We start from the raw sequence: 18788 nt of genomic DNA, 5'->3' as shown, positions 1-18788 counted from the left end.
ACGTCCCGGCGATCGACGACATCGGCGCGTGGATCGACGAATTCCCCGACCATGCCATGCGCGGAGAAGGGATCGGCAATCTCTCGATCATCGAGGAATGGGCGCTGACCTGTGCGCGCCACATCCCACCCCGGGTGACGACGGCGCCGGCCCTCACTCCCAAGGCCACCCCACCACCCGCTCCACCAGCTCCGCCAGCCCCACCTCGTCCTCCATCCCCGACACGCGCCCGCGCACGGACACCCCCGCCGCGTGCACGGTCTCCGGCGAGCCGGAGACCAGCGGGTGCCACCAGGCGAGCCCCCTGCCCTCCGCCACGCGGCGATAGGCGCAGGTTCCCGGCAGCCAGGAGAGGCGCTCGACCGCCTGCGGCGTCAGGCGCACGCAGTCGGGCACCTGGGCCTGGCGGTTCTCGTAGTCGCGGCAGCGGCAGGTGCCGGCGTCGAGGAGCCGGCAGGCGACGTCGGTGTAGGCGACCTCGGCGGTGTCCTCGTCCTCGAGCTTGACGAGGCAGCAGCGGCCGCAGCCGTCGCACAGGCTCTCCCACTCCGCCTCCGACATCTCGGAAAGCGGCTTCGTGCGCCAGAATGGGGCATCGGCGGAGCTGAGCGTCTCGCGGCGGGACATGGGGCGATCCTCGGCGGGCGTTCATCGCCCGTCAACCTCAACGAATTCCGAACGAGGCGGCCCCGTTTCGTGGCGAATGCGACCGGCACGGGCCTTGCGGGCCCGACGGCGACGGGAGGCGGAGGCCGGTGACCCCTGCGCCTCCCGACGGGCGGAACCGAGGCGACGCCGCGGCCGATTCGGGGCGAACCCCGACCGTGCCGCGCCGTTTACCACGGCTCCCGGGCGGCGGATTCGAATCGCCGCGGGCGCGAATGTCTGATAGGAACCTCGGCGGTTAACCTTTGGTTAAGCGGTCCGGGCGGGTAGCGGGGGAACGGGGTGCGTTTCGATCGGAAGATCAGCGTCTGGACACGGGTCAAGCGGGCCGCGCTGGCCCTCGACGCCTGGCTGTCCGCCTCCGCGTTCGACTCGCGCCGCGACCTCGAGACGGTTTGGCGGCGCTACACGGCCTTCACGGACCTCTTCCGCGCCCGCGGCGCCGCCCGCGTCGTGCTCGACCTCGCCTCCGAGGGCGTCACCCTGGGGCTCGCGGGCGCCACCGTGATGCTCGCCCTCGCCATCCCCGCCTTCTACGAGACGCAGGAGGAGTGGCGGCGCACGGAGGAGCTCGCCGTCACCTTCCTCGATCGCTACGGCCAGGAGGTGGGCCGGCGCGGCATCCGGCACGACGATTCCGTGGCGATCGACGAAATACCCGAGGTCGTGATCAAGGCCGCCCTCGCCACCGAGGACCGACGCTTCTTCTCGCACTGGGGCATCGACCCGATCGGGACCGCCCGCGCGCTGGTGGCCAACTCGCGGGAGGGTACGGTCGTCCAGGGTGGCTCGACCATCACCCAGCAGCTCGCCAAGAACCTGTTCCTCTCCAACGAGCGCACCCTCGACCGCAAGATCAAGGAGGCGTTCCTCGCGCTCTGGCTCGAGTTCCAGCTCTCCAAGAACGAGATCCTCAAGCTCTACCTCGACCGCGCCTACATGGGCGGCGGCAATTTCGGCGTCGTCGCGGCGGCGGACTTCTACTTCGGCAAGCCGATCGGCGAGGTGACGCTGGCGGAAGCGGCGATGCTGGCGGGGCTTTTCAAGGCGCCCTCACGCTTCTCGCCCCACGTCAACCTGCCCGCGGCCCGCGCGCGCGCGAACGACGTGCTCACCGCGATGGTGAACGCCGGCTTCATGTCGGAGGGCCAGGTCCAGATCGCGCGGCGCAACCCCGCGAGCGCGATCGACCGCGGCCGCGAGACGACGCCCGACTACTATCTCGACTGGGCCTTCGAGCAGGTCCGGGACATGGCCCGCGACGGGCATTTCGGGAACCAGCGGGTGCTCGTCGTGAAGACGCCGCTCGATCAGGCCATGCAGCGCCGCGCCGAGCTCGCGGTCGAGGACACGCTGCGCCAGCACGGCGAGCGCTACCGCGTCGGCCAGGCGGCGGCGGTGCTGATGGAACCGGACGGCGCCGTTCGCGCGATCGTCGGCGGGCGTGACTATGGACAGAGCCAGTTCAACCGGGCGGCGCACGCGCGCCGCCAGCCGGGCTCGTCCTTCAAGCCCTTCGTCTACGCCACCGCGCTGTCCTACCTGCCCTATCGCCCGGATTCGACGGTCGTCGACCGGCCGATCTGCCTCGGCAATTGGTGCCCGAACAACTACAACCGCTCCTTCTCGGGGGCGATGCCGATGATCACGGCGCTGGCGCGCTCGATCAACACGATCCCCGTGCGGCTCTCCGTCGAGCTCGGCGAGGGCGACGCGAAGCGCGGGCGCGCGCGCATCATCGAGACGACGCGGCGCATGGGCGTCGAGACGCCGCTCGCGGACTCGTCCTCGCTGCCGATCGGCGCGTCCGAGATGACCGTGCTCGACATGGCGGCCGGCTACGCCGTCTTCGCCAACGGCGGCGAGCGGGCGCGGCCCTACCCCACGGTCGAGGTGACGACGCAGGACGGCGTGCTCCTCTACGCGCACGATCGCGATGCGCCGCGCGAGCGCGTGCTCTCCACGGGTGTCGTCGCGGACATGAACACGATGCTCGTCGCCGTGCCCGAGCGCGGCACAGGCCGGCGCGCGGCGATCGACGGCATCCGCTCGGCGGGCAAGACGGGCACGACGAACGCCTACCGGGACGCCTGGTACGCCGGCTACACCGGCAATTTCGTCGCCGCCGTGTGGTTCGGCAACGACGACTTCACCTCCACGAACAACATGACCGGCGGCACGCTGCCGGCCATGACCTTCAAGGAGATCATGACCTTCGCGCACGGCGGCGTCGAGCCGCGGCCGATCCCGGGCCTCTCGGACGACGGCCCGGCCGTCGCCGGCGGCGGCCCGGCGACGACGGCGAGCATCGACCCGCAGGTCGCCGCGCTCCAGCGCAACACGCTCTCGCGCCGTTCCTTCGAGGTCGTCACCGGGATCGGCTCGCTCTTCGAGGAGGCCCGCACGCCGCAGGGCTTCCGCGAGGGTCGCGCGCCCGGCCCCGCCGCCCTCGCCGCCCAACCGGCGGGCCCCGGCGGCTTCCAGCCGGTCACGCGCTGAGCGCGGGCGCAACGGGAACGCGGTCATGTTCGAAGCGCTGCGCCGAGCGGCCCGGAACGTCTACCATCTGCTCCTCCTCGCCTGGGCGGCGGCGCTCGGCGCGGGGCTCGGGCTCGGCTCCGCGCTCTTCGTGCTGGAGGGGGAGTACCCGTTCGGCGAGCGCCGCGTCCAGGCCTGGGTCGCTTGGCCGAGCGTCGGCTCGCCGTCGTCCGACCCCTACGCCCGTGCCATCATGGCGCGCTCGGCCGACGTGCCGCTCGCGCTCGGCGAAGGCATCGCCTTCCGCGCCGACGTCGACGAGCTCGGCCGGCCGCTCGACGCCGCTTGCAGCTACGACGTCTCCGGCGAGACGCCGGTGGCGCGCGCCTGGACCGTCACGCTCTACGATCCCGAGGGCCGCCCGCCGGAGACGGCACAGCGCCGCGCCGGGCTCGCTTCCGCACAGATGCTGCGCGACGAGGCAGGCGGCGTGACGATCGCGCTGTCACCCTCTCCGCGGCCGGGCAACTGGCTCCAGCTCCCCGGTGCGGGGCGATTCCAGGTCGTGCTGCGCCTCTACGACAGCCCCGTCTCCGGCGCGCTGGGCTGGCTCGACGACGGCGCCATGCCGCGCATCGTGCGCGTGTCCTGCCCCGGGGGGACGACGTCGTGACGCCCCGCGCCCGCGCCGTCCTCGACAGCCTCGGCCGCAACGCGGGCAAGCTCGCGCTCGCGACGACGATCGGCCTCGTGCTCGCGGCAATGACGCACATCGCCGCCATCCTGATGCTGCCCTGGCTCGCGCGCCAGGACGCGCAGGCGCGGCTGGCGCCCACCGCCACGTCGGAGACGGCGGTGCTCGTCGCCGCCCCGCGCGACGCCGGCTTCGGCGTCCTCGACCCGAGCCCGCCGGCGACCTGGCTGCCGCACCACGACCCGGCGATGGCGGTGGGCGCCTGCGCCTACGATCTCGCCGAGGGGCCGCTGCGCGTGAGCGCGCCCGACGGTCCGCTGTTCCAGACGGTTTCGCTCCACGCCCGAGGCGCGGGCGCCTACTACGCGGTGACGGACCGGGCCGCCGTGCGCGGGCGGCTCGAGCTCGTGGTCGCCACCCGCGAGCAGCTCGACGACCTCGTCGCCCGCGACGCCGACGTGGACGGCACCGACGAGGCTCCCGCCGACGGATTCGGGGACCTGCGCGTCGTCGCGCCCAGCCGCGAGGGGTTCGTGCTGGTGCGTACGCTCGCCGGCTTCCCGAGCGAGGCGGGGCTCGCGCGGGCGCTCGTCGAGAGCGTGTCCTGCACGATCGAGCCGCTCTGAGAGCGCTCGCGTGCCACGCGGTCGGCGGGAATGCGGGGTCGGGTCCGGTCTTGCGCGCATTGCCCCCGCCGTGTCCGCGCGGCATGGTCGGCCGAACCGGAACGGTTCCGAGGTGCGACCACGGCGCCGTTGCGGGGGGAAGGCGGGCTCGCTACATCGTGCGGGTCCCGAGGGAGCCGCATGCTGACGAAACTCGCCAATCCGAGCACGTTCCTGCGTTGGTCGGGGGTCCTGCTCCCCTGGCTCGCCGGCCTCACCGTCGTGTCGCTCGGGATCGGCCTGTGGATGGCCTGGTTCGTCGCGCCCGCGGACTACCAGCAGGGCGAGACCATCCGGATCATGTACATCCACGTGCCGGCCGCGTGGCTGGCGCTCTTCCTCTACGCCATGATGAGCGCGTCGGCGATCGGCACGCTGGTCTGGCGCCATCCGCTGGCGGACGTCTCGCAGAAGGCGGCTGCGCCCATCGGCGCGGCCTTCACGCTCGTGTGCCTGGTCACGGGGGCGCTGTGGGGCAAGCCGATGTGGGGCACGTACTGGGTGTGGGATGCACGGCTGACCTCCGTGCTGGTCCTCTTCCTGGTCTACGCCGGCATCATCGCGCTGTGGCGCACGATCGAGGACCCCTCGCGCGCGGCGCGGGCGGTGGCGATCCTCACGCTGGTCGGCGCGCTCAACCTGCCGATCGTGAAGTTCTCCGTCGACTGGTGGAACACGCTGCACCAGCCGGCGAGCGTCTTCCGCATGGACGGCCCGACGATCTACCCCACGATGCTCTACCCGCTCCTCGTGATGGCGCTCGGCGTCACCTTCCTCGCGCTGACCATGCACATGTACGCCATGCGCACGGAGGTCTTCCGCCGGCGCGTGCGCACGCTCTCGATCCTCGAGGCCGAGCGCCTCGACGAACGCCGGGCGGCGGCCTGAGGAGGCGGCGATGGGCGATCCGCACACCCCCTTCATCCTGGCGAGCTACCTCGCCACGGTCCTCGTGATCGGCGGGCTGATCGCGCGCATGATCCTCGACCAGCGCGCCCAGAAGCGTGCCCTCGCCGAGCTCGAGGCCCGCGGCGCCGGGCGCGGCCGGCGCCGCGGCGAGGAGCGCGCCGCGGGATCGCCCTCCCAGGCGACCGCCGAGCGGCCCGCCACCACCGAGAGGGCCTGAGAATGGACGAGCGTCCGCACTTCGATCCCGTCGACGCGAAGAGCGATCCCGCACCGCGCCCGCGCATCCGCGTCCTCTTCCTGCTGCCGGTTCTGATCTTCGCGGGTCTCTCGGTCGTTTTCCTGATCGGCCTGTTCGGCGATCCGTCGCGGGTACCCTCCGTCCTGATCGGGCGCCCGGCCCCGCAGGTGGACCTGCCGCCGCTCGAGGGGCTCTCCGCCGCGGGCGCGCCGATCCCCGGCTTCTCGACCGCGGATCTCGTCGGCACGCCGGAGCGGCCGGTGACGATCGTCAACGTCTGGGCCTCCTGGTGCGGCCCGTGCCGCGTCGAGCATCCGGTGCTGATGGAACTCGCCGAGCTGCCCTACCTGACGATCGTCGGGATCAACTACAAGGACGCGCCCGAGAACGCCCGTCGCTTCCTCGGCGCGCTCGGCAACCCCTACGACCGCGTCGGCGTCGACGCGAGCGGCCGCTCGGCCATCGACTGGGGCGTCTATGGCGTGCCGGAGACCTTCGTCATCGACCAGGCAGGCATCGTCCGGCACAAGCACATCGGGCCGATCGAGCCGCGGCAGATCGGCGCCTTCCTCGAGGCGATCCGCGCCGCCCTGCCCGAGGACATGCGCGCCCGGCTGCCGACGGGCTGAGCACCTCGGGGGCTCCCGCACACCGCTCAGCGACGCTCCGGAGGATGCGCGACCGGCGTCGGCTCGGCCGTCCTGGAGGCCGGCGCTACGTTTGACACGGGACCGTGCATCCGCCAACGTCGCAGCATCGCAGCGCTACGATCGGGGATCGGGCATGGACGACGCGGGGCCGCGGCGGCGGGGGCGGCGGAAGATGCAGGCGGTGACCATGTCGGAGGTCGCCGCCGCGGCGGACGTGTCCGCCTCCACCGTCTCGCTCTACTTCCGCCGGCCCAAGAGCGTCTCGCCACCCGCACGCGACGCCATCGCCAAGGCGGTGGCCGATCTCGGTTACGTGCCGAATCTCGTCGCCGGCGGGCTCGCGGCCGCGTCCTCGCGCGTCGTCAGCCTCATCGTCCCCTCCGTGCGCAACGCCTTCTTCGCCGAGACCGTATCGGCGCTCGAGGCCGCGCTCGCGCCGCAGGGGCTGCAGGTGCTGCTCGGCCACACCGAGTACGACCTCGCCCGCGAGGAGGCGCTCGTGCGCGCGTCGCTCGCCTGGGCACCGGCAGCGATCGTCCTCACGGGGCTCGAGCACAACCCGGACACGCGTGCACTCCTGAAGAAGGCGCGGGTGCCCGTCGTCGAGATGTGGGAGCGCGGCGCGGCGCCCGTCGACATGGGCGTCGGCTTCGATCACGGCGCGGTCGGCGCCACCGTCGCGCGGCGGCTGGTCGCCCGTGGGCGCCGCCGCCTCGCCTTCTGCGGCGCGCGCATGCAGGAGGACCGCCGGGCGGCGCAGCGCGCCGAGGGTTTCGCAGCGGCCGCGCGGGCGGAGGGCGTCGCGGCGGCGATCCTCAACCATCCCGGACCGGCCGACCCGCAGGCGGGCGCGCTCCTCCTCGATCGCGCCCTGCGCGAGATCCCCGACGTCGACGGCATCGCCGCCTCCAACGACCTCGTCGCGATGGGCGCCCTCTTCGAGGCGCAGCGCCGGGCACTGCCGGTGCCCGAGCAACTCGCCCTCGTGGGCTTCGGGGACCTGCCCTTCGCCGCCGCCTGCGTGCCGCCGCTCACCACGATCCGCCCGGCGGGCGACCTCGTAGGGCGCGAGGTCGCCCGGCTCGTGCTGGCGCGCATGCGCGGCGAGCCGGTGCTGGAGCGCGCCGTCGACACCGGCTTCGTGCTCGTCGAGCGCGTCTCGGGCTGATCACCCGCGCGTCGCGAGGAAGCCGCGGGCGAGGTCGAGATCGGGGCGCGTCAGCCCGTGCCCGACCGGCAGCGTCTCGTGCGTGACGGACGCGCCGGCCTCGCGCAGCCGGCTCGCGAGATTGCCGACGTCGCTCGCCGGGACGATCGGATCCATCGCGCCGCTGACGATCATGACCGGCGTGCCGTCGAGCCCGCCCGCGGGCGCCTCGCGCAGCGGAGTCATCGCCCGCCACAGCACGGCCCCGGCGAGCACGCCGGGGTGACGCCACATCACGGCGGCCGCGATGTTCGCCCCGTTGGAGAACCCGACCGCCACCGGCGCTGCGAGCCCGTACGCGGCGCGCGTCTCGCCGACGAAGCCGGCGAGCGCGTCGGCGCGCGCGCGCACGTCCGCCTCGTCGAAGACGCCTTCCGACAGGCGCCGGAAGAAACGCGGCATGCCGTTCTCCAGCACCTGGCCCCGCGGCGAGACGAAGGCCCGCCCGGGCGCGATCTCGGCCACGAGCGGGACGAGGTCGTGCTCGTTTCCGCCCGTGCCGTGCAGGAGAAGGAGGGGCGCACGCGCCGGGTCCCCCGGCGCGTGCGTGTGGACGAAGGAGAGGTCGGCCATGGTTCGGGCACTCGTCACAGGGGCGGCAGGACGGCCTCGATGCGCGCGCGCTGCGGCTCGAGGAAGGCGGGGAGCTTCAGCGCCTCGCCGAGGCTGTCGGCGGGCTCGTCGGCGGCGAACCCGGGCTCGTCGGTGGCGATCTCGAACAGCACGCCGCCCGGCTCGCGGAAGTAGATCGAGCGGAAGTAGTTGCGATCCTTCTGCTCGGTCGCCGGCAGGCCCATTGCCGCGAGCTCCTCCGCCATCGCGGCCTGCGCGGCATCGCTCCCCGCGCGGAAGGCGACGTGGTGGACCGAGCCGGCGCCGAGCCGCGGACGCCCGGCCGCGCTCTCGACGAGCTCGACCGCGGCGCCCACCGCCGCCGTCCCCTCGAAGCGCACGCGCCCCGCCTCCCGTGCGGTCTCCGCGAGGCCGAAGACCCGCGTCAGCACCGCCGCGGTGCCCGCGATCGCGCCCACCTCGAGCGTCACGCTCTCGAAGCCGCGGATCGCGTGCGCCGCCTCGATCCCGTCCACCGCCCAGGCGGGCTCGTCCTCGGCGCCCTCCACGCCGACGAGGGCGAGGCGCATGCCGTCGGGATCACGGAAGGTGACGACCGGCCGGCCGAAGCGGGTCGCCGGCCCTTCGTGATCGACCGACATCCGCACGAAGCGCGCGAGCCAGAAGCCGATCGCCGCCTTGGGCACGCGAAACGCGGTCTCGCCGGTCTCGCCCGCACCGGCCCGGCCCGGCGCGGCGTTCGCCCAGGGGAAGAAGGTGAGGATGGTGCCCGGCGCCCCGGCCGCATCGCCGAAATAGAGGTGGTAGGTGCCGGGATCGTCGAAGTTGACGGTCTTCTTGACCAGTCGCAGCCCGAGCACGCGGGTGTAGAAGTCGCGGTTGCGCCGCGCCTCACCCGAGATCGCGGTGACGTGGTGGAGGCCGGTGCTGGTCGTGTCGTTCGTGGAACGGCTCATGGCGCATCTCCGAAGCAAGGTGGCGCGCGGTGCACGCCCGTCTTGCCGGAGAATGTGCGATCGGGAAAGCGGAATACGAGGCTGGAAAGGTCTGGATTGCGGCGACGCAAGGATACCGCGGCGCCGGGCGCGATCTCAGCCGGCGAAATACGCCTCCAGCACCCGCCCGTAGATCGCCTGCAGCCGCTCCAGCTCCGCGACCGGCACGCGCTCGTCGACCTGGTGCATGGTCTGGCCCACGAGGCCGAACTCGAGCACGGGGCAGTAGTCCTTGATGAAGCGTGCGTCCGACGTGCCCCCCGTCGTCGAGAGCGCCGGGCGGATGCCGGTCTCGGCCTCGACGGCGTCCTGGACCCGGCGCACGAAGGCGTTCGGCTCCGTGAGGAAGGCGACCGCGTTCGTATTCTCGAACGACGCCTCCCACCGCACGGCGTTGCCGGCGGCGGCCTCGAGCCGGCGGCGGATCTCGGTCTCCAGCGTCGCGGGCGTCCAGAGGTCGTTGAAGCGGATGTTGAAGGCCGCGCGCGCCTCGCCGGGGATCACGTTCGTCGCCGGGTTCCCGACATCGACCGTCGTCACCTCGAGGTTCGAGGCCGCGAAGTGAACCGTTCCCGCGTCGAGCAGCGTCGCCTTGAGCCCCGCGAGCAGACGCACCATACCCTCGATCGGGTTGTCCGCGAGATGCGGATAGGCGACGTGGCCCTGCTTGCCATGGACGACGAGCGTGCCCGAGAGCGAGCCGCGCCGGCCGATCTTGATCATGTCGCCGAGCCGCTCGGGGTTCGTCGGCTCGCCGAGGATGCAGGCGTCGAAACGCTCGCCCCTGGCCTTCGCCCACTCGAGCAGCTTGACCGTGCCGTTGATCGCCGGCCCCTCCTCGTCCCCCGTGATCAGCACGGCGATCGAGCCGGGGAAATCCGGGCGCGTCGCCACTAAGTCGAGCGCGGCGGCGAGCATGGCGGCGATACCCCCCTTCATGTCCACGGCGCCGCGCCCCCAGAGCACGCCGTCGACGATCTCGCCGGAGAAGGGTGGGTGCGTCCAGCGCCCTTCGTCGCCGGGCGGCACCACGTCCGTGTGGCCGGCCAACAGCAGGACCGGCGCGCCCGTGCCGATGCGGGCGTAGAGGTTCTCCACATCCGGCGTGCCGGGCGCGGAGAAGACGGGGCGCTCGACCGCGAAGCCGGCGGCCTCGAGCACCCGCGCGAGGAGCGCGAGCGCACCGCCCTCGGCGGGCGTGACCGAGGGGCAGCGGATCAGCGCCTGCGCGAGGTCGACGGCGGAGCGGGGGTTCATCGCGGCATCAATCGCGCAGGAGTTCGTTGATCCCGGTCTTCGCGCGGGTCTGCGCGTCGACGCGCTTGACGATGACCGCGCAGGCGAGCGACGGGCCGGGAGAGCCGTCCGGCAGCGGCTTGCCCGGGAGCGCGCCGGGCACCACCACGGAATAGGGCGGGACCCTGCCGCGGAAGACCTCGCCGGTCTCACGGTCGACGATCTTGGTCGAGGCCGAGATGAAGACGCCCATCGACAGCACGGAGCCCTGCCCCACCACGACGCCCTCGACGACCTCCGAGCGCGCGCCGATGAAGCAATCGTCCTCGATGATGGTCGGGCCGGCCTGGAGCGGCTCGAGCACGCCGCCGATGCCGACGCCGCCGGAGAGATGCACGTTCTTGCCGATCTGCGCGCAGGAGCCGACGGTCGCCCAGGTGTCGACCATCGTGCCCTCGTCCACGTAGGCCCCGAGGTTCACGAAGGAGGGCATCAGGACGACGTTCTTCGCGACGTACGCCCCGCGGCGCACGACGCAGCTCGGTACCGCCCGGAAGCCCGCCTCCTCGAAGCGCCCGGCGTCCCAGCCCTCGAACTTGGAGGGGACCTTGTCCCACCACACGGCGCCCCCGGGGCCGCCGGCGATCACGCTCATGTCGTTGAGGCGGAAGGAGAGGAGCACGGCCTTCTTCAGCCATTGATGCACGACCCACTCCTCGCCCGCCTTCTCGGCGACGCGGACGCGGCCGCAATCGAGCGCGGCGAGCGCCTCGTCGACGGCGTCGCGGACGGCGCCGGTGGTCGAGGGGCTCACGGTCGCGCGGTCCTCGAAGGCGGCGTCGATCGTCGAGGCGAGGGTCGTCATCGCTTGGGTGGTCATGGCGGCGCGGGCTCCGGCGGATGGCTCGCCCGCTGCTTACCAACGCCGGCGCCCCAGGTGAAGCCGAAATGCCGGTGCGTGCGGGCACGGTCGGTCGGCGGACGACCGGCGCGGCCACGACGGACGGACTCGCCCGTCGAGCTAACCCATGTTGTAGACGCGGCCTTTACGCTCCCCGAAAATCGCATTCGTCGGCGTGCTTGCCGGGTCCGGTGATCGTCATGAACATCATTTCACTAGCGTTAACGAAACGAAACGAGCCGAGCGTCCAGGGCGATCCCGCCTATAATCTCTTCAGGCGGCGCGAGGAGCCACAGCTCTATTGCGCGGTACCGGAGGATTACCCTGTCCCGAGCTTCATCGTCGGAGCGGCGTGGAATTTCGGCGGCCGCCTCGACAACGCCACGGCGGCTCCGCTGGGCTTCGACTGCGACGCCGCACGCCACGGCGTCGCGCTGACGGGTTACTACCTCTTCCTCGCGGATCGATGGGGGGCCGTGCGCACCGCCCAGTGCCGTCGGGAGGCCGATCGAGCGTGAGCGCGGCGCGACGGCTCTTGCGGCGGGTGCCGATTCCCGCGAGCATGCCCGCGCGATCCGGGGCCGGCGTCCGGCCCCCGCGAGGACGAGGTCCATGATTCCCACGAGCCGGCGGCGAGTACCCCGCCGATGAGCGTCGAGCCCATCGTTCGGCGCCTGTCCGCATACGTCGCGCTGACCGACGAGGACGCGCGCCTGGTCGAGGAGTTGTGCCGCGAGCGGATCCGCCGCGTGGGTCCGCGCGAGGACGTCCTACGCGAGGGCGAGCGCCCGCACGCATTGTACGTCGTGCTCGACGGCTGGGCGGCGCGCTACAAGTCGCTGGAGGACGGCCGCCGACAGGTCCTGTCGTTCGTCCTGCCGGGGGACCTGTGCGAGCAGCACGTGCTGCTGATGCCGCGGGCGGACCACAGCCTGGGAGCCATCACCTCGGTGACCGTCGCGGAGATCCCCGGCGCCCGCGTCGCGGCCATCGCCGCCGCGAGCCCGCGGCTGTCGACGGCGCTCGCCTGGTCGGACCTGTGCGCCCAGACGCTCCAGCGCGAGTGGACGGTCAATCTCGGCCAGCGTTCGGCGCTCGAGCGCATGGCGCACCTCATCTGCGAGCTGTTCCACCGACTGCGGGCGGTGGGCCTCACGCACGGCCTCTCCTACGAGTTGCCGGCGACCCAGGCGATGCTGGCGGACGCCACGGGCATCTCCGCGGTCCACGTCAACCGGACGCTCCAGGAGCTGCGCGCGGCGGAGCTGATCACCCTGCGCGGCCGCCACATGACGATCCACGACCTCGAGGCGCTGGAGGCCGCCGGCCTGTTCAGCCCCGCCTATCTCCACCTCGAACAGGCCGCGCATGCCGCCTCCACCGCGCCGGACGGCGGCACGCCCGTGCTCGTCCTGCGCACCATCGCGACCGACGGCTGACGGGAGCCGGCGCATGACCAAGCGATCGACGCCGAGCGATGCGACGAGCCGGGCACCGCCCGGGAGTTCCTGGCCCTTCGGCGAGAGCGAGGCGGCGCGGCTCGTCCGCGCCCACGACTGGGCGGCGACGCCGCTCGGCCCGGTCGAGACATGGCCGCAGACCCTGCGCGGCGCGGTCGAGGCGATCCTGCCCGTGCCGGTCGCCATGGCCGTTCTCTGGGGGCCGGACCTGATCCAGGTCTACAACGACGCCCAGGCGGCGCTGATGGGCCCCGAGCGGCATCCATCGATCGGCCGGCCCGCCGCGACGGTCTGGTCGGAGATCTGGCCACGGATCGAGGAGGATCTCGCGACCGTCCGCTCCGGCGCAGGCGCGGTGCGGCGCGACGAGGTGCCTCTGCCCATCACCCGCGACGGGGGCACGCGGGACCTGTGGTGGAGCTACGTCTACTCACCGCTCCCCGATCCCGACGCGCCGAACGGCGTCGGCGGCGTCCTCGTCGTCGCCACCGACGTGACGCAGCGCGTCGTCGCGCGCGAGGAGGCGCGCACCAGCGCGACGCGGCTGCGCGCGCTCGTCGAGAACCTGCCACAGCTCGTCTGGCAATCCCGCGACGGCGGCGACTGGACCTGGGCGAGCCCGCAGTGGATCGCGACGACGGGGCTCTCCGCCGAGGCGAGCCTCGGGCTCGGCTGGCTCGACGCCGTCCACCCGGAAGACCGAGAGCGCGTGCGCGCGGCCTGGGCGGTGGCGCCCGACAGCGGCCGGCTCGACGTGATCCACAGGCTGCTCGTCGCCGACGGCGGCTCGCGCTGGTTCCAGACCCGCGCCCAGGCGGCACCGCGCCGCGAGGGCGAGCCGCGGGAGTGGTTCGGCTCGTCGACCGACATCGACGACATCCGCCGGCTCCAGGAGCAGCAGAAGCTGCTGCACGGCGAGCTGCAGCACCGCGTGCGCAACACGCTCGCCGTCGTGCGCTCGATCGCCCGTCGCACCGGCGACACGGCCGAGAGCGTCGCCGACTTCGCCTCGCATTTCGAGGGCCGCCTCAACGCGATCGCCCGCACCCAGGCCCACGTCACGCGCGACCCGCGCGCGGGCGTCGATCTGGAATACCTCGTCGCGGAGGAGCTCACCGCCTGCGCGGCGCGCGAGGGTGAGCGGGTGACGATCGGCGGGCCGAAGATCCTGCTCGGGAGCCAGGCGGCCCAGACGCTGACGCTCGCGATCCACGAGCTTTCGACCAACGCCGTGAAGTTCGGCGCACTCGCCGGCGACACGGGCACCGTCTCCGTGACCTGGGAGATCGACGCGAGCGGCGAGCCGCCGCTCCTGCGCCTCGTCTGGCGCGAGGACGGTGTGGTCCCCGATCCCGAGCGGCCGGAGCGTGAGGGGTTCGGCACCGAACTCCTGCGCCGGACCCTACCCTACGAGCTCGACGCGACGGTGCGCTACGAGATCGGGGCGGACGCCGTGCTGTGCGCGCTGACCCTCCCGCTCGGGCCGCGGGTGCTCGCCTGAGCGCGCGCGCGGCCCGCTCACCAGCGCAGCCAGCGCCGCCCGGCGATCGCCCCCGCCGCGGCCACGATCCCGGCGGCGAGCGTGTACCAGGTCGCCACGAAGAGCGGGCTGTCGTCCGTGCAGAAGACCGCGTAGAGCGCGGCGGCGACGCCCGCCGCCGCGAGCCCGACGACCGCGCCGGCGAGGCCGGGCCGTACGGGCGCGCCGCCTTTCAGGCCGTAGACGAGGGCGACGAGCATCGGCAGTGCCAAGGCCGGGATGGAGACGAGGCAGACGAGGGCGTTCTCGCCCAGGAGCGCGGGTGCCCAGGCCCGCGCCGGAAGCGCGGCGAGCTCGAGCGCGACGAAGGCCGCCGCAGCCAGCGGCGCGGCGGCGAGCGCCATCGCCCATCCCCGAGCCGGTGCACCCGGATGCGCGAGGCGCACGGCGAGCCCGAGCGCGCCGATCGCGAGCAGCATCCCGACGAGCGGCTTGGCGAGGAAGCGCAGGCTCTCGGTCGCCGCGGCGAGGTCCGCCCGCGGTCCCCATCCGGCGAGGAAGAGCGCGAGCGTGGCCGCGATTCCCGCCGCGCAGGCGACGGCGAGCGCGGCGGAGAGCGGGCGGCGCGGCGCGAGGTCGGCCGCGAGCGTATCGATCAGGTCGTCGGTTCTCATCGCGATCGTCCTCATGCCACCATGCTCGCTCGAAGGTCGGCCAGCTTTCGCAGGCCACGGTGGAGTGCCACCCGCACCGCGCCCTCGGACATGCCGAAGCGCTGCGAGGCCTCCCCGACGCTCGCCCCCTCCATGCCGATCGCGCGGACGATCTCGCCCGCGCGGCCCGTCAGGCGCGCGACGACGCGGTCCATGTCGGTGGAGGTGGTCGGATCGGGCTCGGCCTGCGCCGGGAGGATCTCGGTGAAGTCGGCGATGTCGACCTCGGCGTGGCGGTAGCGCCGGCGCATCTGGTCGACGATCTTGTAGCCGGCGATCGCGAACACCCAGGGGCGGATCGGCTCGTCCTCGCGCCAGGTCCCGCGCTTGACGTGGATGGCGAGGAGCGTCTCCTGGACGGCGTCCTCGACGTCGGCCCCGGAGAGGCCGTAGCGCGCGGCCTTGGCGCGGATCTTGGCACGGATGGCGGGCGCGAGCTCGGACAGGAGCCGGCGATACGCGCCCTCGTCGCCGCCGTTGGCGGCGCGCATCAGGCTCGACCAGTGTGTCTCGACCGGGTTGGACATGGCAGACCCCTCTTCGTGGCGAGAGGTCTCCCTGTTACAACGATCAGCCGGCCATCGGTCGTCACGGGCGCGTGCGGCACGCGCACATCGGCGTGACCGGCTCCGCGACCGCGGATCACGCCGACGCGAGGGCGCTCACTCGAAGTCGCTGGCGCCGTCCTGCGGGAAGTGCGGGTCGTAGGGCGCGACGCGTGCGTCCTCGGACGCGATCCGCGCCGGGAAGTACGGGTCGTAGGCGACGACGGCGGGGCGCTCCCCGTCCGCGTCGGCGCGGAAATCGTCTCGGCGGTCGAGATCGTCGTCGTTCATGGAATCGCCTCCGTACGCGAGGGCGATCGGTTAACACGACGACACCATCGATGTTGTTGCTTGCCGGCAACAGGCGGCGACGGAGCGACGCCGCCCGTCGCTCAGCGCACGTCGAAGGTGCTCTCGGCGACCACGCGCGATTCCAGGTGATCGACCGCCAGATCAGCGACCGACGCGCCCGGAGGCCCGCCGCGCAGCGCCGCGAGGTAGGCCTCGACGGCCGCGGGGGTCCCCGAGGCTACGCTCTCGACCGACCCGTCGTCTCGGTTGCGCACGAACCCGCGCAGGCCGAGCTCGGCGGCACGCGCCGCTGCGAAGGCGCGGTATCCCACGCCCTGGACGCGTCCGGTCACGGTGATACGAACGGCGCTGGCTTCCATCGCTGTCTCCCTTTCGGCTTTCCTGCCTGGACCATGCGTACGAACGCGCGAGCCGTCGAGGGGATGCCGGGACCGAACGCCGCGGCGCAGCCGAGGGACCATCAGCGCTTCGGCCAGACCCATCCCGGCGCGTCCGCGCCCCCCGCGATCCGCGTCTCGCCCAGCGACTTCTCGAGGCGATGCACCACGGCTCCCGGCGCGCCGGCGAGCGCACCCGCCAGCGCCGCGCTGTGGGTGACGACGACGATCTGCGCCCGGTCGCTCGCGGCGAGGACGAGGCGGGCGAGGGGCGCGATCAGGTCGGGATGCAGGCTCGTCTCCGGCTCGTTGAGGACGAGGAGCGCCGGCGGGCGCGGCGACAGCAGCGCCGCGACGAGCGCGAGGTAGCGCATCGTGCCGTCCGAGAGCTCGCGCGCGCCGAGCGGGCGCAGCAGGCCCGGCTGCCGCATCACGGTCTCGAACAGGCCCGCCTCGATGTCGATGGCGACGCGCGCGCCGTCGAAGGCGTCGGCGATCGCCGCGTCGAGCGCCCGCGGATCGCCGATCTCGCGGATCGTCTGGAGCTCGGCGGCGAGGTCGCCGCCGTCGCCGGAGAGCACCGGCGTGCGGGTGCCCACGCGCCGCTGGCGCATCGGGGCGTCCGGATCGGTGCGCAGGTGATCGTAGAAGCGGAACGCCCGCAGCCGCTCGCGCAGCGCCAGGAGCTCGGGCGCGCCGCGCGGGTCGGCGGCGTGGGTCAGCATGCCGTCGAAGGGCGCGAGGTGCTGCGCGACGACCCGCAGCCGGCCCTCGTCGTCGGCCACCCGCACCATCGGCCCGCGCCGCTCGGCGAGCACGACGGGCCGCGCCCGCATCGGCCCGGAGAAGACGGTCTCGACCTTGTATTCCGGGTCGAGCCCGAAAGCGGACGTCGTCGTCACGGGCAGGCCGAGATCGACGGCGTAGCCGAGCGCGTCCTCGTCGCCCGCGCCGCAGAACCCGAGCCTGAGCGCCACGCGCTCGCGCCGCACGGTGCCCTCGACGGGCACGGCGCCCGCGCGCATCTCCCGCGAGATCCGCTCCGGCCCCGCCCACAAGGTCGAGGCGAGCCCGCCCTCGATCGCGAGGGACCCCACGAGCCGCCCCTGCGCCGCATCCGCGAGGAGCCGCAGCGCCCGATACAGGCTCGACTTCCCCGCCCCGTTCGGCCCGGTGATCACCGTGACGCGGCCGAGCGGCACGACGATCTCGCGCAGGGAGCGGTAGCCGGAGACGGCGATGGCGGTGAGCATGGGGCGATTCCTCCAGTCACTCTGCGACAGGGCATCCCGCGGATGCAATCCGCCGCAGCTCTTCCCTCGCCCAAGGACTGGGTCGTTCGGAGATGGATCGGGGTCTGGGGCGTGCAGACCAGCGACCGAGGTCCATGCAGCGCTCCGGCATCCCGCCGGCATCGACGCCGCGCTCCATCCTGCCGCGCCCCACACCCCCCCGCCCCTCTCCACGAGGGAGAGGAGAGCCGCCGATCGCGGGGCGCCTGCGTCGCGACCAGCCCGTCGAGCGCCTTCTCGGCCAAACCGTCCATGAAGTCCGCCGACGGTCTCCCCTCACCCACCCCGCCGCGTCATGAACGCGATCTTCTCGAACAGCGCCACGTCCTGCTCGTTCTTCAGGAGCGCCCCGTGCAGCGGCGGGATGAGCTTCCTCGCGCTCGTCTCGCGCAGCACCTCCGGCGCGACGTCCTCGTTGAGCAAGAGCTTGAGCCAGTCGAGCAGCTCGCTCGTCGAGGGCTTCTTCTTCAGGCCCGGGGCCTCGCGCACGGCGAAGAAGACGTCCAGCGCCTCCTTGACGAGCCTCTGCTTGATGCCCGGGTAGTGCACCTCGACGATGGCCGCCATCGTGCCGGGGTCGGGGAACTTGATGTAGTGGAAGAAGCAACGGCGCAGGAAGGCGTCGGGGAGTTCCTTCTCGTTGTTGGAGGTGATCACCACGATCGGCCGGCGCTCGGCCCGCACGGTCTCGCCGGTCTCGTAGACGTGGAACTCCATGCGGTCGAGCTCCTGGAGCAGGTCGTTGGGGAACTCGATGTCCGCCTTGTCGATCTCGTCGATGAGCAGCACCGGGCGCTCGGGCGCGGTGAAGGCGTCCCAGAGCTTGCCGCGGCGGATGTAGTTGGCGATGTCGGAGACGCGCGGGTCGCCGAGCTGCGAGTCGCGCAGGCGCGAGACCGCGTCGTACTCGTAGAGGCCCTGCTGCGCCTTGGTGGTGGACTTGATCGACCAAGTCAGCAGCGGCGCGCCGACCGCCTTGGCGATCTCCTCGGCGAGCACGGTCTTGCCGGTGCCGGGCTCGCCCTTGACCAGCAGCGGGCGCTCGAGCGCGATCGCTGCGTCGACGGCGACCGAGAGATCCTCGGTTGTGACGTAGTCGGGGGTTCCGGCAAAGCGCATGGGGCGTTCTTCCTCGTCTCGCGCGCCGCAACGCGCGCAGAGCTTGTCCCACGCCGCGCGGCGGCGCGCAACGCCGGCGACCGCGTGCCCGCCGGCCCCTCACCCGTCTCTCGTGCGCGCAGTCGAGCCGCGGGAGCGCGCCAGACCTGCCCGAACCGCGCCAAGACTAGCCGCGGCGCGGCGCATTCCGGCTTCGTGCGGCCGCTCGGGTGCGAGCAAGTCGGCGCGTTCTCGCAGCGTGCCGGCATGCGGCATGCGCGCGATCGACGATCTGCTCA

The 18788-nt window shown here is 72.9% G+C and carries 21 protein-coding genes; 10 read left to right on the top strand and 11 right to left on the bottom strand.

The window, feature by feature from the left end:
• Window positions 1-153: 153 nt before the first annotated feature.
• The gene (locus AB9M23_RS05260; protein ID WP_372423084.1) at window positions 154-627 is read right to left on the bottom strand and encodes a YcgN family cysteine cluster protein; all 474 of its coding nucleotides are present in this window, start codon (window positions 625-627) and stop codon (window positions 154-156) included.
• A 321-nt stretch (window positions 628-948) separates the two neighbouring features.
• On the opposite strand from AB9M23_RS05260, the gene AB9M23_RS05255 reads away from it, so the two are divergent.
• From AB9M23_RS05255 to AB9M23_RS05225, 7 genes are all read left to right on the top strand, one after another.
• On the top strand, window positions 949-3165 hold the full coding sequence (locus AB9M23_RS05255; protein WP_372423083.1) for a transglycosylase domain-containing protein: 2217 nt from the start codon (window positions 949-951) through the stop codon (window positions 3163-3165).
• A 25-nt stretch (window positions 3166-3190) separates the two neighbouring features.
• On the top strand, window positions 3191-3817 hold the full coding sequence (locus AB9M23_RS05250) for a DUF1214 domain-containing protein (RefSeq protein ID WP_372423081.1): 627 nt from the start codon (window positions 3191-3193) through the stop codon (window positions 3815-3817).
• Complete coding sequence (locus tag AB9M23_RS05245; RefSeq protein ID WP_372423080.1) at window positions 3814-4464, top strand: DUF1254 domain-containing protein; 651 nt, start codon at window positions 3814-3816, stop codon at window positions 4462-4464. The genes AB9M23_RS05250 and AB9M23_RS05245 overlap by 4 nt, the downstream gene beginning before the upstream one ends.
• Window positions 4465-4644: 180 nt before the next feature.
• Complete coding sequence (locus AB9M23_RS05240) at window positions 4645-5391, top strand: heme ABC transporter permease (protein ID WP_372423078.1); 747 nt, start codon at window positions 4645-4647, stop codon at window positions 5389-5391.
• Between the two features lie 10 nt (window positions 5392-5401).
• Window positions 5402-5629 (top strand): heme exporter protein CcmD, encoded by a 228-nt coding sequence (ccmD, locus tag AB9M23_RS05235; RefSeq protein ID WP_372423076.1) that lies wholly within the window; start codon window positions 5402-5404, stop codon window positions 5627-5629.
• A gap of 2 nt (window positions 5630-5631) precedes the next feature.
• Window positions 5632-6279 carry a DsbE family thiol:disulfide interchange protein gene (locus tag AB9M23_RS05230; RefSeq protein ID WP_372423074.1) on the top strand — a complete coding sequence of 216 codons (648 nt, stop codon included), beginning with the start codon at window positions 5632-5634 and terminating at the stop codon, window positions 6277-6279.
• 208 nt (window positions 6280-6487) lie between these two features.
• Window positions 6488-7468 (top strand): LacI family DNA-binding transcriptional regulator, encoded by a 981-nt coding sequence (locus AB9M23_RS05225; protein WP_372423766.1) that lies wholly within the window; start codon window positions 6488-6490, stop codon window positions 7466-7468.
• Here AB9M23_RS05225 and AB9M23_RS05220 read toward each other — a convergent pair whose 3' ends face one another.
• From AB9M23_RS05220 to dapD, 4 genes are all read right to left on the bottom strand, one after another.
• On the bottom strand, window positions 7469-8080 hold the full coding sequence (locus tag AB9M23_RS05220) for an alpha/beta hydrolase (RefSeq protein WP_372423072.1): 612 nt from the start codon (window positions 8078-8080) through the stop codon (window positions 7469-7471).
• A 14-nt stretch (window positions 8081-8094) separates the two neighbouring features.
• On the bottom strand, window positions 8095-9036 hold the full coding sequence (locus tag AB9M23_RS05215; protein WP_372423070.1) for a ring-cleaving dioxygenase: 942 nt from the start codon (window positions 9034-9036) through the stop codon (window positions 8095-8097).
• Window positions 9037-9171: 135 nt separating this feature from the next.
• The gene (gene dapE / locus AB9M23_RS05210; protein WP_372423068.1) at window positions 9172-10332 is read right to left on the bottom strand and encodes a succinyl-diaminopimelate desuccinylase; all 1161 of its coding nucleotides are present in this window, start codon (window positions 10330-10332) and stop codon (window positions 9172-9174) included.
• A gap of 7 nt (window positions 10333-10339) precedes the next feature.
• Window positions 10340-11176 carry a 2,3,4,5-tetrahydropyridine-2,6-dicarboxylate N-succinyltransferase gene (gene dapD, locus AB9M23_RS05205; protein WP_372423765.1) on the bottom strand — a complete coding sequence of 279 codons (837 nt, stop codon included), beginning with the start codon at window positions 11174-11176 and terminating at the stop codon, window positions 10340-10342.
• 236 nt (window positions 11177-11412) lie between these two features.
• Between dapD and AB9M23_RS05200 the strand changes: the two genes are divergently transcribed.
• The 3 genes from AB9M23_RS05200 (at window position 11413) to AB9M23_RS05190 (ending at window position 14173) form a co-directional block, all read left to right on the top strand.
• Window positions 11413-11730, top strand: a complete 318-nt coding sequence (locus AB9M23_RS05200) for a hypothetical protein (protein ID WP_372423066.1) — start codon at window positions 11413-11415, stop codon at window positions 11728-11730.
• A gap of 129 nt (window positions 11731-11859) precedes the next feature.
• Window positions 11860-12651, top strand: coding sequence for a Crp/Fnr family transcriptional regulator (locus tag AB9M23_RS05195; RefSeq protein WP_372423064.1), 792 nt, complete (start codon window positions 11860-11862; stop codon window positions 12649-12651).
• A gap of 13 nt (window positions 12652-12664) precedes the next feature.
• Window positions 12665-14173 (top strand): sensor histidine kinase, encoded by a 1509-nt coding sequence (locus tag AB9M23_RS05190; protein ID WP_372423062.1) that lies wholly within the window; start codon window positions 12665-12667, stop codon window positions 14171-14173.
• Window positions 14174-14190: 17 nt separating this feature from the next.
• Here the strand turns inward: AB9M23_RS05190 and AB9M23_RS05185 are convergent, their stop codons facing one another.
• From AB9M23_RS05185 to AB9M23_RS05160, 6 genes are all read right to left on the bottom strand, one after another.
• Window positions 14191-14826, bottom strand: a complete 636-nt coding sequence (locus AB9M23_RS05185; protein WP_372423060.1) for an NrsF family protein — start codon at window positions 14824-14826, stop codon at window positions 14191-14193.
• Between the two features lie 11 nt (window positions 14827-14837).
• Window positions 14838-15392, bottom strand: a complete 555-nt coding sequence (locus AB9M23_RS05180) for a sigma-70 family RNA polymerase sigma factor (protein ID WP_372423058.1) — start codon at window positions 15390-15392, stop codon at window positions 14838-14840.
• 135 nt (window positions 15393-15527) lie between these two features.
• Complete coding sequence (locus AB9M23_RS05175) at window positions 15528-15701, bottom strand: hypothetical protein (RefSeq protein WP_372423056.1); 174 nt, start codon at window positions 15699-15701, stop codon at window positions 15528-15530.
• 101 nt (window positions 15702-15802) lie between these two features.
• Window positions 15803-16081 carry an acylphosphatase gene (locus AB9M23_RS05170; RefSeq protein ID WP_372423054.1) on the bottom strand — a complete coding sequence of 93 codons (279 nt, stop codon included), beginning with the start codon at window positions 16079-16081 and terminating at the stop codon, window positions 15803-15805.
• Between the two features lie 101 nt (window positions 16082-16182).
• Window positions 16183-17352, bottom strand: a complete 1170-nt coding sequence (locus AB9M23_RS05165; protein ID WP_372423052.1) for an AAA family ATPase — start codon at window positions 17350-17352, stop codon at window positions 16183-16185.
• Between the two features lie 315 nt (window positions 17353-17667).
• Window positions 17668-18510 carry an AAA family ATPase gene (locus AB9M23_RS05160; protein WP_372423050.1) on the bottom strand — a complete coding sequence of 281 codons (843 nt, stop codon included), beginning with the start codon at window positions 18508-18510 and terminating at the stop codon, window positions 17668-17670.
• Window positions 18511-18788: the final 278 nt, after the last annotated feature.

This window comes from Salinarimonas chemoclinalis (assembly GCF_041514305.1).
GTDB lineage: Bacteria > Pseudomonadota > Alphaproteobacteria > Rhizobiales > Beijerinckiaceae > Salinarimonas > Salinarimonas chemoclinalis.
Note: the sequence above shows the minus strand (reverse complement) of the source record. Positions and strands in the feature narration are given on the sequence as shown.